This is a genomic window from Bremerella volcania, from assembly GCF_007748115.1.
Classification (GTDB): Bacteria; Planctomycetota; Planctomycetia; order Pirellulales; family Pirellulaceae; genus Bremerella; species Bremerella volcania.
The window spans coordinates 3349612-3363592 of record NZ_CP036289.1 but is presented as its reverse complement, the minus strand read 5'-3'; the positions used below and the strand labels follow the sequence as shown (position 1 = coordinate 3363592).

Annotated in this window: 12 protein-coding genes; 4 read left to right on the top strand and 8 right to left on the bottom strand. The window is 56.6% G+C overall.

All coding sequences use genetic code 11. The features are described from left to right. Window positions 1-192: 192 nt before the first annotated feature. Window positions 193-1230 carry a zinc-dependent alcohol dehydrogenase gene (locus tag Pan97_RS13585; RefSeq protein WP_144973381.1) on the bottom strand — a complete coding sequence of 346 codons (1038 nt, stop codon included), beginning with the start codon at window positions 1228-1230 and terminating at the stop codon, window positions 193-195. Window positions 1231-1564: 334 nt separating this feature from the next. Here Pan97_RS13585 and Pan97_RS13580 point away from each other — a divergent pair, with 334 nt between their 5' ends. The 4 genes from Pan97_RS13580 (at window position 1565) to Pan97_RS13565 (ending at window position 5827) form a co-directional block, all read left to right on the top strand. Further along, on the top strand, window positions 1565-2566 hold the full coding sequence (locus Pan97_RS13580; RefSeq protein WP_144973379.1) for a DUF6807 domain-containing protein: 1002 nt from the start codon (window positions 1565-1567) through the stop codon (window positions 2564-2566). 236 nt (window positions 2567-2802) lie between these two features. Beyond that, entirely contained in the window at window positions 2803-3525 is a 723-nt protein-coding gene (locus Pan97_RS13575) for a YebC/PmpR family DNA-binding transcriptional regulator (RefSeq protein ID WP_144973377.1), read from the top strand. A 360-nt stretch (window positions 3526-3885) separates the two neighbouring features. Then, window positions 3886-4593 carry a response regulator transcription factor gene (locus Pan97_RS13570; protein ID WP_144973375.1) on the top strand — a complete coding sequence of 236 codons (708 nt, stop codon included), beginning with the start codon at window positions 3886-3888 and terminating at the stop codon, window positions 4591-4593. A gap of 139 nt (window positions 4594-4732) precedes the next feature. After that, a complete protein-coding gene (locus Pan97_RS13565; protein WP_144973373.1) occupies window positions 4733-5827 on the top strand; it encodes a polysaccharide biosynthesis/export family protein in 1095 nt (364 codons plus the stop codon). Here Pan97_RS13565 and Pan97_RS13560 read toward each other — a convergent pair. The 7 genes from Pan97_RS13560 to Pan97_RS13530 form a co-directional block, all read right to left on the bottom strand. After that, window positions 5824-6834, bottom strand: a complete 1011-nt coding sequence (locus Pan97_RS13560; RefSeq protein ID WP_165698744.1) for a polysaccharide deacetylase family protein — start codon at window positions 6832-6834, stop codon at window positions 5824-5826. The genes Pan97_RS13565 and Pan97_RS13560 overlap by 4 nt on opposite strands. A gap of 14 nt (window positions 6835-6848) precedes the next feature. After that, window positions 6849-8138, bottom strand: a complete 1290-nt coding sequence (locus Pan97_RS13555; protein ID WP_165698743.1) for an HTTM domain-containing protein — start codon at window positions 8136-8138, stop codon at window positions 6849-6851. A gap of 180 nt (window positions 8139-8318) precedes the next feature. Next, entirely contained in the window at window positions 8319-9545 is a 1227-nt protein-coding gene (locus Pan97_RS13550) for a carboxylate--amine ligase (protein WP_144973367.1), read from the bottom strand. Beyond that, window positions 9545-10639: a cyanophycin synthetase gene (locus Pan97_RS13545; RefSeq protein WP_144973365.1), complete on the bottom strand. Its 1095-nt coding sequence runs from the start codon at window positions 10637-10639 to the stop codon at window positions 9545-9547. Before Pan97_RS13545 ends, Pan97_RS13550 begins: the two co-directional genes overlap by 1 nt. Before the next feature lie 8 nt (window positions 10640-10647). Further along, window positions 10648-11439 carry an RraA family protein gene (locus Pan97_RS13540; RefSeq protein WP_144973363.1) on the bottom strand — a complete coding sequence of 264 codons (792 nt, stop codon included), beginning with the start codon at window positions 11437-11439 and terminating at the stop codon, window positions 10648-10650. Window positions 11440-11480: 41 nt separating this feature from the next. After that, window positions 11481-12395: an NAD(P)-dependent oxidoreductase gene (locus Pan97_RS13535; protein ID WP_144973361.1), complete on the bottom strand. Its 915-nt coding sequence runs from the start codon at window positions 12393-12395 to the stop codon at window positions 11481-11483. 50 nt (window positions 12396-12445) lie between these two features. Further along, window positions 12446-13981, bottom strand: a complete 1536-nt coding sequence (locus Pan97_RS13530) for an O-antigen ligase family protein (protein WP_144973359.1) — start codon at window positions 13979-13981, stop codon at window positions 12446-12448.

The following is a 13981-nucleotide window of genomic DNA, read 5'->3' as shown; positions in this document are numbered from 1 at the left end:
TCTTAGTCAACAAGAATTGCGTCCGTATTACGGACGAGCCCTTCCACCAAGGGGGAAGCAGCGAAACAGAAGCACGATTTGCAGCGCTTGTTGCAAAACGTTCCTGGATGGTGCGGTGGGTGAGTCGATGAAGGGTGAGAAGACAGGCAAAGGGGGCGAGATTCGTCACCCCGATTGCCCATGCCGGTTTGCTTATCGCGTCGGATCGACGATGACCTTCATCGCGCCGGGTTCGCCCGAGTAAAGACGAGCAAACCAATCGACGCTTTCTTCCAGCGAGGCGGTCGCGGTGATCATGTCTTCGACGCGGATGAGGCCGCGTGCCATCAGGTCGATGCATGCCGGGTACTCGCCACTCGACGCACACGAGCCATAGACCGAAAGCTCGCGCGTGACGACGGCTTGCAGCGGAAACTCGACGTGAGGGGCCAGGTTGCCCACCAGAACAATCGAGCCACCTTTCTTGGCGCAACCGATGGCGGTCTTGACGGTCGGGGTTGCGCCGACCACTTCCAGCACGACGTCGGCACCGCGCCCGCCGGTTAGCTCGCGTACTTTTTCTTCGACGTTTCCTTCGCTGGCGACGATTCCGACGTCGGCACCCAGCTTCTTGGCAACTTCCAGCCGATTGGCGTCGAGATCGACGGCGATGACCTGCGAGCATCCGGCCAGGCGAATCGCTTGAATGGCAAGCAGGCCAATCATGCCGCTCCCTACGACCACCGCCGTATCGCCAAGCGTGACCGGTGCCCGGCCGGCGGCGTGAACGGCCACAGAGACCGCTTCGATCATGGCCGCGTGATTGAAAGGAATCGAGGCCGGCAGGTGGTAGCAGATGTGCTGCGGGACGGCGACGTACTCGGCAAACGCTCCGTGTCGGCGGTATTCGTCGCACGAAACACCCAGCACCATCCGGTTGTCGCAAAGATTGATCTCGCCGCGACGGCAATAGAAGCAATGTCCGCAGGAAACGGTCGAGTCGAACGTGACCCGGTCTCCTTCCTTAAACCCGGCCACCGATTTGCCGACCTTCGCCACGACCCCGGCGGCTTCGTGCCCCATCACCAGCGGAGGTTGGCGACGGCCGGTGCTTCCGTCGTATCCGTGGATATCGCTGCCGCAGATGCCGCAAGCTTTGACGCTAATCAGCAGATCGTGGTCGCCAATCTCAGGCTCGTCAAACTCGACAACGTCCAGCTTCTTGTATTCCGAGAGTAGTAGAGCCTTCATCGATAAACCTTCCTCGTTAGGGATTGAGTCCCGGCGTGATGGCAGGCGAAATTCCCCAGGGGATATTCGCTCCGGGAGGGGGTGTCGTCTTGTGTCGCGCCAGTTTCGGGCGGGCCGCTGATGATGGTGACGGGCTTTCCACTGGTCATTCTATTCTTAACGTTGTAGTTGGCGACATGGGGGGAGGGCAATGAGATGTATCGTCGGCCACCTAAGGTATATTGTGAAACCTATCAAACCGCGGTAAGGCTTACCCGTCGGCTCGCTCAGCAGCTAGAATAGAGACTTCCTTTTCATTCGCACTCCGCTCAACCTGCACAGGGAGTTTCTCGAGATGAAACTTGCATCGTCGCTCGTCATGACTTTCCTCGTGGCCATCACCTGGCTTGGTGGGACCTCTGCTGATTGCCTGGCCGAGAAACTACGCGTTGTGGAATCGGAGAACACGATCGTGGTTCAAGATGGAGACCAATCGATCCTGACCTATAACAAAGTCTCGCCGCCGGTTCCCAAGGGGCTCAAAGGTGTTTACGAGCGCAGCGGATGCTTGCACCCGGTATGCTCGCCGAGTGGCCAATCGGTGACGGCGATGTTCGCGAAAGACCACCCGCATCAGCAAGGCATCTTCGCGGCCTGGGTGAAAACAACCTACCAGGACGAAACGATCGATTTCTGGAACCTTGGCGGCGGTACCGGTCGCGTCCTCCACGAGCAGGTCGTGTCCACCTTTCAAGAGGACGACCGCGCCGGGTTCGAGGTCGATCTGATCCACCGCAAGGAAACCGAGCCCAAGGCGGATGTGCTGCGAGAGAGGTGGAAAGTTACCGCTTATCCAACCGACGGCAGTTATCGTATGTTCGATTTGGAGTCGACCCAGTCATCGATCACCACGCATCCATTGGTCATCAATGAGTACCACTACGGAGGCTTCGCGGTACGGGGGCCTGCCCGATGGGTGACGGATAGTAAGGATAAGGACGAGCTCGAACCGAGCGGTTTCTTGAACAGTGAGGGTTCTAAGCGAGCTAAGGGAAACCATCAGCATGCCAAGTGGGTTTCGCTGTGGGGCGAGATCGACGGAAAGCCGGTGAGCATTACCGTGCTGAGCGATCCCCAGAATTTCCGGGCTCCTCAGGCTGCTCGAATCCATCCTACGAAGCCCTATTTCTGCTTTGCTCCGTGCGTCGATGGAGAGTTCGTAATCGACGGCGACCACCCTTATAAGGCTCGCTATCGATACCTGGTTACCGACGCCATGCCGGATCCGAAGTGGCTCGATCAGCAGTGGGAGAAATGGTCGTCGGAATCGACGGATAAGGGAGGTTCAACCCGATAAACTACCGCTAGGACGACGATCTTGCAGGTTTCAAGCGCATTCATGTCGTTGAGTTCTCTCGATGCATGGGTGCAACGACTAGCGGTAACGTGTTACGGTGGAAAATGTTACCGTTGGTAGCGGTTGGCTGGTTGCGATGCCAGTGGAGAGCAATTGCCCGAATCCGCGAACTGGTTTATCTTTGTTGTGCAGCGATTTCTTAACCTCCTCTTTGACACCATAAGTAGATTACGCGAATGGGAAGAAGCTTCGAAAACCGGAAGCATTCGATTGCTAAGACGGCCGCCCAAAAGTCCAAGCTTTACTCCAAATACGGCAAGATGCTGTACGTTGCGGCGAAGAATGGGGTCCCTGATCCGGAGTCCAATCCAACGCTCAAGAGCCTGATGGAAAAGGCCAAACGCGAGCAGGTACCGGCCCACGTCATCGATAAGGCGCTCGAAAAGGCCAAAGGGGCAGGGGGAGAGGACTACTCGGAAGCTCGCTACGAAGGGTTCGGCCCTGGTGGCTGCAGCGTCATTGTCGACTGCCTGACCGACAACCCCAATCGCACGATCACCGACGTTCGCAACTGCTTCAACAAGAGTGGCGCCAAGCTCGGCAATACGGGCTCCGTTTCGCACTTGTTCGATCATCTGGCAGTCTTCTCGTTCAAGGGTGGCGAGCAGGATCAGGTTCTTGAGGCAATGCTCGAAGCGGACGTCGATGTGGATGACGTCGAAGAAGAAGACGGCCAACTGACGGTCTTTACCACGGCCACCGACTTCTTCAAAGCCAAGCAGGCCCTGCAGGACGCGATTCCCGATGTGGAACTGGAGGTTCAGGAAATTACGTTCATTGCTCAGGCAAGTACCCCGCTGACTGGCGACGACGCCAAGGCGTTCGAGAAGTTTCTCGACATGCTGGATGATTGTGAAGACGTGCAGAACGTCTATCACAGCGCTCAGCTCCCCGAATAGTGGCGAGTCGAATGCGACATTTCTAACAGTGGCCAAGAGAATCGCCCGCCTGGTGGCGATTCTCATTTGCCTTCTCCCTTTTGGCTGCCTAATCGCTATGACGTGTTGACTCAGCAAAATCGCGCCAACCAGCACGGTCCTTTCAAGGGGAAGGTTGCGAACTAGCGGCCTAAGAATCTTGCCTGGCTGCGCATTTCTGGAAACGCCGCGTTTGCCGCCGAACCCTAAGCAAACTACGGTTTTATCGGCAGCAGAAGATCAGGATTCGGTTTACCGTCAAACCGCACCTGAGGGATCGCTCCCACCATTGGTAACGGGTTGCGATTCTTCTCTCTTCTTGGAATTTCACGAAGTCGAACATTGCTTACTCCAAGTTCCCATATCGCCCTGCTCGAGTCGAACGTAGGACAGCGCAAGCGACTGCTCGATCGCCTGCAGGATACGTCGCGGCACGTTCATTGCCTGGATAGCATTGACGCTTTCGAGCAATCCCTGACCGTGTTTGACGCGCTGGTGATCGACGTTAACTTTGAGGGTGGTCGCGGTGAATCGCTGATCCAGAAGCTTTGCCAGAGCACGGAGCTTACGTCGATTCTGATCTCGGCAACCGAAGCCCAGCTGCATCGGGCCCTGGTGTGTCTGGAAGCGGGAGCAATGTCCATTTTGGAAAAGCCCTTTGAACTGGACCGAGCGAAGGTCGTTATCGATCAGGCGATCCTGGGTACGCGGCTACGCCGAAAAACGTACTGCGAGCGACAACGGCTTGGCCGTCGCATCACGACGTTGACCGACCGTCAGCGCGAGGTATTTCGCCACATGGTGGCCGGAAAGCACGTCAAAGAGATTGCCCTGGAAATGGGAATCGGCATCAAAACCGTTCATACCTTTCGGACGCAACTGTTCGACAAGCTCGAGATCGACTCGCCGCTGCAACTGATTCGCGACATCGCCATGGTGTTCGGCCGGCGAGGGCTCGAGAAGTTAAGCGCTTCGGCCGACGACCAGACGATCGCTCAGCTGATGCACCAGATCAAGAAGCCGATGTACGTTGACCTTCCGGTTAGCTAAAAGAGTATGGTTCTCCCACCTAAAAGAGTCGTAGGATGGAAAGCGACTCGTCTTAATCGTTGCGCCAATTAAGCCGAAACTGATTGCATCAAGGGATACTACGAAAACGCCGAAAGCTCACGGAAGAGGAAACGGCCGAATGCTAGCAGTTATGCGCTTCAGCACGAAGGCGATTTATGGCCTGTTTGTGGTCTGCGCGCTAATTATCTGCTCAGGCTGTTATGCTCCGCTGGTCAGTGGTGGCGTGCCTGCCAGCACGCTACCGGAAGAATATCGTCTTCCGCTCCGCACCGGTGGAACTCCGTTGAACTTCACGATGCTGACGGCACCGCCTCCCAAGGATTACCTGTTGGGGCCGGAAGACGTGCTGGAAGTCACCGTCCCTGAATTATTTCCCAACGGCGAGTATCGACCCCTCTTGGTACAAGTCATGGGCTCGGGTCACGTCCAACTTCCGCTGGTCGGATCGGTTCCGGTTGGCGGATTGAATCTTGCGCAAGCCCAATCGGAAATCACGCGAGCCTACGCCGCGGGTTTCTTCAACTCGCCGACGGTGAGTATTTCGCTGGCCCAAAAGGCGACCTTCAGTGTCGTGGTGCTGGGTAAGGTTTCGGCTCCTGGGGTTACGGAGCTACCTCGCTACGAAAACGACGTGGCCCATGCGATTGCACTCGCAGGCGGCTTGACGGAAGACGCTGCCGAAGCGATCGAGATTCACCGCAGGGCACACGGCGTAACGCCTGAGGTCGTGAAGATCGACCTGCGCGGCATGGACAACCTCAACTTCGGCCCGCACGACGTGATCCTGCATGAAGGGGACGTCGTGGTCGTACCCAATCGCCGAAACGAAGTCTTCTACGTGGTGGGTAAATTGAATCCGACGAATGTGGTGCGATTCTCAGCTGGCGAACGCGAGCGAGAGCTGGGCGGTGGGTTTATCCTTCCACGAGATCGCGAAGTCGACGTCGTTACCGCCGTGGCCATGGCCGGATATATCGATCCGATCGAGTCCCCCACGACGGTCACCGTCCATCGCCAGATTCCTGGCCAGTGTCCGATGCTGATTCACGTCGACTTGATCAAGGCCCGCAAGTGCCGTGAAGAAAATATCAATGTTTGCCCCGGCGACATCATCTACTTGAACCCCGATGCAAACTGGTACTTCCGCCGCACGTTCGATCGCCTGATCGACGACGTGTTCCTGTTCCCCTATCGAAGCGTCTGGGGATTCTAGGCGGGCTGACGGGTGGCCTTCAGCCCTCGGGCGTACGAGAGGAATTGCATTCGCATGACGTTCGTCGAGGTGCGCGCTCCGACATTGATTCGATGGAGTCGCATCGCGTCGCAGGCGTCTATGTCGTTCACGCCCCGCTGCGTGGTAAATGCCGCGGCGTAGCCGATCTCTTTCAACATCGCGGCGACTTCATCGCTGACGCCGCCGGCCGGGTAACAGAAAGTGCGAATCTCCTGGCCCAGATGCTTCTGCAGTTTCTCGCGAGAGCGAACCGCCTCGTCGTAGGCCTCTTCCAGCGTGATTTGATTCATCAGCGGGTGCGTGTGCGTATGGGCACCCATGGCGACCCCTTCCTCGGACAACTCGCGCAGCCGCTGCCAGGTGAGGACCCGGTTGGGCCTGACGTCCTCTTGCAACTCTTCGCAAATCGCGTCAATCCAAGGCATCGCTTCGCGGTGAGGAAGCTCCTTGACTTTGGCGGCAATCTGGCGGACAGCCTGGTTCTTTTGATTCAGACCATCCAAAGATAGCGTTTGTCCATCCAGTGTTATCTGCGTTTGAGGGGTCGACTGAATCGCCCAATGAACCCGATCCCACCAGAACGTTCGCTCCGGATGATCGGGAAACGAGGTAGGCACGAACAGGACGACTGGTAGATTGCGCGACTTCAGGTGATGCCACGCCGCTTCAAAATTCTGGTAAGCGTCGTCGAAGGTGATCAATACCGACTTGGGAGGTAAACGGCGGCGTCCTTCCAGGGCGTCCAGGACGTCGTCGAGTGAAACAATGTGGCAGCATGCTTGAAGTTGGTCGAGCTGAGTAGCGAACTGCTCTGGCGTCGCACTATGCACGCCTGGGTAAAGGTGTGGGTGCTCGCATGGAAGATCAACGCGATGATAGGTGATCACGCGCAGGATGTTGTCACGCCGATCGGTCGACTCGATCGACGAGAGGAGGCCACTTCCTGCCCAGGAATTTACCAGGCCAAGCGCACATTGGGACAACATTCTATTCATCATGATTAATGCCGAATGGTGTTCTTCTCAGGCAGTGGCACTTCGCGAAACCACATCCACTTCCCCCAATAAACTTCAGGCGGACTCGACAAAACCGGATCACTTTTGGAGTCCGCGACCTGGTAGATTTCGTCCCCTCGGCGATAGGTCACGGCGATGCTGTCGGCCTCGCTGGTCTGGCGGTGAAACTCAAACCACGTTAACCGGATACCTTCCTTCGCGGCGTGCTCAAACGGCGGGTAGGTCGAGTCGATAATGCTCACCAGGTCGTCTTGCCAGTGAAAGACTTTCATCGCTTTGGGCATCAACAGGTGGTTCCACTGATTTCCTTCCGTCTGAAGGTTACTATACATCGTGAATGAGCTTTCGGTCTTCAAGCCGATGTAGGGGCACAATGCGTTCAGGATGACGACCAGCGGAACGATCGCCAAACCGATGCTGGCCAGCTTCAGCGATGCCGGGCGCGGCTGATCGCTGGGGTCAAGGAGCGTGCGGCCGTACATTTTCCAAACGAAGAATGCCACGCCGCCGTAATAGAGCGCGAACAGCAACTGCCCGACGCGAATGACCGCCATGCGAACCTGGTCCGGCGGAAGCCAGGCATACGTTCGTGTGCAAGCGATTAAAAACCAAGCCAGGCACAAAGTGATCGGTGTTACTGGGCTGCCAAAGACTCGGACGATCGCGGTACATGACTTATCCAGCCATGGCATCTTGGTTCGAAATTCAGAAAAGCGAGCCGGCACGTCTTCCGGCAGAAACAAAAAGAGAAATGCGACCGCAAAACCAGAGAACGGAATAAAGCCCGACACCCCCATGGCGAAGTGAAACGAGAAGGCCAGGGCAATGCCAAGCCAGCGAGTTTTTCTGATGGACAGGAGAAACGGCAACGAACACTCCAGAGTGGCCGTTCCCCAGATGACAAGATGGAAAGCCCAGGTCTCTTGAGGCAGGATTCCCCCTAGCTTCTCCGACAGTCCGCCATACAAGGAGACGGCAGCACTTAACTCTGGCTTGAAGAAGTCAGAATTAAGTTTCGCCAGTGCGGCAAACGTGTACATCATAAGCACCGACCAGCGTATCACCGGGGCAAGCACTTGGAGGAGTTCTCCACCGGTCAGCCGAGCAAACCGATGCCGCCCCCATAGAGCCAGCGCCGTCAGCAGGATCGCGACGTCGATGACGCCAACAAAGATCCAGTGATTGACGACGTAAGGAAGATCAACGAAGACACTGGCCAAATGCGCGGCGGTCATCACCGGGAATGCCACCAGCGACCTTGGACGTGAGAGCACGATGATTGCCGCCAATGACGGCAAGATATGATGGGAGAGTGGATTCCAATCCGAGAGAAACGACTGGTGAAACAAAATTCCACATGCCATCAGAAAGGCAAAGATGGAAAATTGCCTGCCGAAATCAGTTGGATCTTGAGGATGATTTTCTTCACGCATGAGACCGCTTTGCCACAAAAGTTATTTGCGTTTCAAAACCCGACGAAGTCGATGCCAGGTATCCATCCACGCAGGCAGGGGGTCACTCCATTGGAAGATCTGAAGGGTCACGTTTGTCTTGCTGATGCTTCGAATCCACTCCCAAAAACTCAACTCCCCGCGGATTCTCAGCTGAAGAAAAGCCCGCAGGTCGTCGACCGGATTCCAGAGGTAGGCTTCATCGGGGTAGTCCCCGAACTGCGGTAGCTCACCCTGGACGACGCGTTGATACAGAAACGACGCCAGATCATATCCACAGCGATCGAGCAAAATGTTCGCTGCGGTAATTCGGGCGTTGCATTCAATGAGCTTTAAAACCCCGTCCCGTGGGTCTTGTTTGAACTCGACGTTGGCCAGACCGCGTAAGCCTGCTTCGGCGAACAGTTTCGTGGCAGGCTCTACCAGTTCCGGAATGTGAGCGGTAACGTGCCGACACGCGACCCCCATCTCGGGAGGAAACCTTCGGATGATACGCTTGGTGAACTGAAACAGGTGCTTGCCATCTTCATCGATGTAGGTGTAGTAGCTGCAAAGTTGGCTGTCGGGCCCGGGAATCTTTTCCACGAGCATAACCTCGTGGTCTTCGTCGATCTTGTCCCAAGCAGACTTCAGCTGCTCGAATGTCTCCGCAACCAGGAATTTCACGCCAAACGTGGCAACAAATCGATGCGAGTAAAGCGGCTTCACCAGCAGCGGAAAGACGAGTTCATCCTGAAGACTCATGACTGAGGATTTTGAGTCGACGAGCCAGAATTTGGGGGTTGGGACACCGACGCGCGCCGCGGCCTGGTAGGTTTCCAACTTATTGAGCATCGAGGCCTGAGCATCCGGCACGAACAGATCAAGACGAAATTTGCGTTTCAGCTTCGCGTAGTGCTCGATCAGCAGTTCCAAGGCAACATCACTCGCGGGAATGAGGACGGCCCCTTCCAGGTCATCGGAAGCCGAACCAAGCAGGAAGTCTCCCCACGCCGACTTGCCCTGCGACGCTCCGTCCAGAGTCAGCCACGTGGCGAATCGAGAGTAACGCACGGGAGAATGGGCGTAGTTGAGTACCCAAACCTGGATGCCTTGGCGACCCAAGCTGCGGGCAATCGAGAGGGCATTCGCTCCGCCACCAATGATGATGGCCGGAGGCCTGGTGGTCATTGAACAGGCCGTTTCACGTGGTAGGGACGGCTTGCTTACCGCGGGAGGTATCGCAGACATCAGTTGGCCACCTCCCACTTTTCGTTGAGCTGCGATTTGAGAGAAGAGTTTGACTGCCGCAAAGCCGCGTCCAGAATCGCAGGGGCGACGCGGCACTTCAATTCGTCGCAATCCAAGTGATGATAGAACCCAGGCGTCGTATTCACTTCCAGCACAACGCCACCCGACTGCTCGAGCGGGACGCTTGGATCGGTCGTGATGATATCGACCCCTGCCAATTGAATGCCCAACTCGCGAGCGCAATCGCGACACGAAGCGACAATCTCGGGACACAGATCATCCACAACTTCGTTTTCGGCCGCTTGGTTCTCGTTGATGACCGTCTTGAGCGTTACCGGTTGGTCCGCCGGGGGAACCGATCGCAGAGTCAATCCGGAAGAGGACAAGGTACGTCGCATGTCGTCATCGACCGTCAACATGGTTTGCGCGCGTCGCCACCCCTGTTCGCGGCGAAGTGCGTTCTCCGCCGCGACCAATTGTCGAATCGAACTTCTGCCGTCTCCTTGAATGGCAGGAGGATCACGACGAACGACTTCGAGCAACTCGCCATACAGAAACAGGAGGCGATAGTTGGCTCCTGCAATCTGCTTTTCGATCAGCAGCGTCGAATCGAAGGCCGATGCAATTGCCGCTGACGTTCGGAGATCGCTTAAAGTCCGTACGCCTGTGGTGACACCCGATCCGGCGCCGGTGTTGCGGGCAGGCTTCACAACATGCGGGCTACCGTCGAGCAGTTTGCGTGCTGTGTCGAGGGACGCGATGGTGAAGGTTTTCCAGGGAGACTGCGGGGCGACCTGCTTCAGCTTTTGCAAAACCAGCGGCTTATTGCCAGCCAGGCGAAGGGTGCCCGGATCGTCGTGCGGTGTATAGTTCTTCCAGACTCGGGTGCTTTGGCCGTGGCGACGAATCTCGTAGAGCCCGCCTTCCAGGTGGTCGAACGAGGCTCCGATCTGCGCGGCCGCTTGCTCCCAGGCATGCGAATAGAATTCGTCACGCTGCCGCTGCATTGCTTTGCCTATTCCGCGACGAGCTGCCAGCTTCGTCCGGGCCAGCGTCCAAAGACTTCGCGCATGAAGGTCAAGATGATTCCACATCACGAAACCTACGCGTGTTCTTCGGATTCGATCGGACCAGGTAGGGTAACGGAGTCCTTCAACACGGAGGGAAGAGGATCGACTTCAGGTGTCTCGATGACGCAGTTCTGTTCGGCAAGGAGTTCGTCGACCCAGGCATTCGAGAATTCGCCCCGCTGCACGGCTTCGATGTACTCGCGGGAGCCAGCCTCGTGGACTTTCAAACGGCGGATCAGCTCGGCGACGATGTCTTGAGGGGCAGCGACGATGCCTGCGGCGTCAGCAACAATCACATCCCCAGGGTTCACGACGATGCCCCCCAGAGCGATCGGGAAGTTGATTTCGCCAGGACCTCGATGCAGCGGTCCGATCGCGGTCTCGCCGCGAGCAAACACCGGAAAATCGAGTTCCTGAATCTGTGGTAGGTCGCGAATCAGTCCGTCGACGATAAAGCCTTGAATGCCGCGATGGCGCGCCTTGGTGCAGATGATGTCGCCCAGGACGGCATTCATGTGGGAACCGCCCGCATCGATCGCCACGATATCACCCGGCTTGGCGATATCAAGTACCTTGTGAACCATCAGGTTGTCGCCAGGAAAGACTTTCACCGTGCAAACGGGACCGTAAATGCGATGATTGGTACTGGCGAGCGAACGAATGTTGGAGTCGACCGCATAAAGACGGTTGAGCATGTCCGAGATGTCCGGCGTCTCGAAGCGGGCCAGTTGTCGATAGACGATCGCTTCGAGACGGACAAAGTCGGTGCGAATTCGAAATCCCGGTCCGGGATTCAAAGCGGCTGACCTTAGGCGTTTATTCATGATGCTGTTTTTTTGCGTTGCTGGCGTCCGGCGAACGTTGGCTAGTGCGAATCTACGAAGGGCTGACCTGTAGATAACGATAAGAACGATGATTGATGCGACAAAGCTCGGATGATTTCGTGAACGTTAGCTGTTTTGAGTTGGGCGCTCGACTGTTCCAAGTCCGTTTGCGAGCAACTTTGAAGAAGTCGACCACTCCCGGCAACGACCTGGCTTTCGATACCACATTCGGCCAGGCATGCGGCGACTTCGTGTAGCTCGTGGGCACGCCGCCCGGCATGTTGTGGATAGGTGGGAAGAACCGATTCCATGGCCGCCATGACGTCTGGGTAATATCGGCCCACTCCCTGCAGAAACCGGTCAAGAATTCCGGCACGCTCGGCACCGACACCCAGTTCCATGACCAGTGTGGCGACTCCCTTGGAAAGTCCTCCCATCAGCATCTTCAAGAGCGATGCGCTGCCAACTTCGTCGCCCAGATCTTCTGTCTCGATGGGACGAAGCAGTGGAGCAATCCGCTCTAGCTGTGGTCCACTCAAGTAGATCGCACCCTGCTGAACGAGTTTACTTGCCAGACCGCGAATGGCCATGTCGACCATGGTCATGCCTGCGGAGCTTACCAACTGATGAATATGCCGCGTCGTTTGGGGCGCGATCGAGTTCGCGTCGATGTACAGGGTGCCCTCGCGTGGAACCAGGTCGACCACTTCCTTTGCCAGATCTGCCGCATGCTGAGGCGGCGCGGTCGAGATCAAGATCGACGACTGATCGACAACCTCTTGTAAAGTCGGCAAAGTTTCGAGCTGTGCCGCCTTGACGATTTGCTTAGTACGATCGCTTCGGTTTTGTACCGAAGTGATAACCCGGCAGCCGTTCCGGCGAAAGACGTCCGCCAAGGCGGAACCCATTTCACCGGGAGCCAGAATGCCGATCGTTTCTAAGGGTGTCTCTGTCACGATGTTCGCTGAAGCGGTTGTTGTTGATTGGAATGCGGATTTCCGCAACGTTATCCATTCTGATTGGTTAATTTATGGATGGGATCAGAATAATTCTGAGATGCTTGATTCGTCGGCTGCGACGTTGTTGTTCGAGCGAAAATGGTTGCCGTAGCGCTGGCCATTGCAAACATCAGCCAGAAATAGCGGATGTACGAGTAATGTAAGAACATGCCTGACATGAGATAGATCAACAGCGTAAAGACCAAGGCCGTGGCCGTTAACGCGACCGCCGGATTGGTTTGCAGAAACTGACGGCGGATGCGATGAAGGCGCACGATGACGACGCCAATCGCCGCCAGGAAACAACTGAGCCCAAGGAGGCCACTATCGGCCCCGATTCCCAGGTACAGGTTGTGAGCTTCCCAGTTGCCATGCACCACGCTGTAGCCGCTTTTTTTGCCATACTCGCGAGCGTAATAAGGAAACATTCCCTGACCGACACCTAGGATGGGGTTTTCGGCAATCACGTTCGCGGCCGCCATCATGATGGTGGCCCGGCTTCGCAGCGAACCATCAATTTCCTGGCTGCCTTGGGTCGACGTAACTAACTGGCTGGCGGCCAATAGCGAGGTAATTCGCTCTCGATAGGCAGGCATGACCGCGACAAACAGCACGGCGGTGATTCCCATGACGACCAAGACCCTCGGACGCAAGTACCCGAGGAAAACGGCTATCACGATGGCCCCTGCCAGACCAACGACCGAGCCTCGCGAAAACGTCACGGCCCAGCCGAAGATGGTCAAACCTGTCGCGCCCCAGGCCAGCGCTTTGAGCCATTGATTCCGCTGCGTTAATGCAAGGCAAACGCCTATGGGCAGCAGCATTAACATGTTTTGGGCATAACGATTCTTCTCACCGATGGGGCCAGCTGAGCGTGCTCGAACGATCGAGACGCCACGTTCGTTGACTTCGCTAAAGCCGAGTTGATCGGCCTGAGCCAGTCCGCCGTAATCGCTTTGATAGTTATTGGTCAAATACTGATGGCCGGTCACCGCACCCATGAATGCGCCGGTCGCCAAAATGGCCCAAAGCGATCCACGGAGAATCTCCGGCGTGCGAATCGCGTTGATCACCAGAAAAAACAAGCCCAGGCCTTCGAATATCGACCGGACCAGATCCGAGAACGATTCATCCGGGGCCCGCGAGAACATGACCCCGAACGACTGGACGACGACCATGCCCACGACGAACATTCCTTCCCACGGAAAGATGATGCCTTCGCCTCGTACCCATAGAAAGTAGCCCAGGGGAAGCAGCAGCATCGCAGGCGTCATCGCCACGATTGCATAAGGCAAGCCGTGGAACTGTGCCGCGACGACCGGCAGGTTGGAATAGATTAAAAACACGCAGGCATAAGTCGCGAGGTGGGGTTTCAAGTAGCCTGCGACGAGCACGACCGGAAGAATGACGATCCCAAGCCAAACCGGACTGGCACCCGAGAGCACGTGAAACGCCGCCAGGATCCAGAGGGTGATGATGGCGAACCAACTTCCCCAGAGATAGGCGATCTGCTGAATATCGGACTTGCTGGAGCTTGCTTCCAT

Bases quoted from the DNA above. Each gene is read 5' to 3' on its own strand.
- Pan97_RS13585 (WP_144973381.1), bottom strand. From the start codon at position 1,230: ATGAAGGCTCTACTACTCTCGGAATACAAGAAGCTGGACGTTGTCGAG.
- Pan97_RS13580 (WP_144973379.1), top strand. From the start codon at position 1,565: ATGAAACTTGCATCGTCGCTCGTCATGACTTTCCTCGTGGCCATCACC.
- Pan97_RS13575 (WP_144973377.1), top strand. From the start codon at position 2,803: ATGGGAAGAAGCTTCGAAAACCGGAAGCATTCGATTGCTAAGACGGCC.
- Pan97_RS13565 (WP_144973373.1), top strand. From the start codon at position 4,733: ATGCTAGCAGTTATGCGCTTCAGCACGAAGGCGATTTATGGCCTGTTT.
- Pan97_RS13560 (WP_165698744.1), bottom strand. From the start codon at position 6,834: ATGTTGTCCCAATGTGCGCTTGGCCTGGTAAATTCCTGGGCAGGAAGT.
- Pan97_RS13550 (WP_144973367.1), bottom strand. From the start codon at position 9,545: ATGTCTGCGATACCTCCCGCGGTAAGCAAGCCGTCCCTACCACGTGAA.
- Pan97_RS13545 (WP_144973365.1), bottom strand. From the start codon at position 10,639: ATGTGGAATCATCTTGACCTTCATGCGCGAAGTCTTTGGACGCTGGCC.
- Pan97_RS13540 (WP_144973363.1), bottom strand. From the start codon at position 11,439: ATGAATAAACGCCTAAGGTCAGCCGCTTTGAATCCCGGACCGGGATTT.
- Pan97_RS13530 (WP_144973359.1), bottom strand. From the start codon at position 13,981: ATGGAAGCAAGCTCCAGCAAGTCCGATATTCAGCAGATCGCCTATCTC.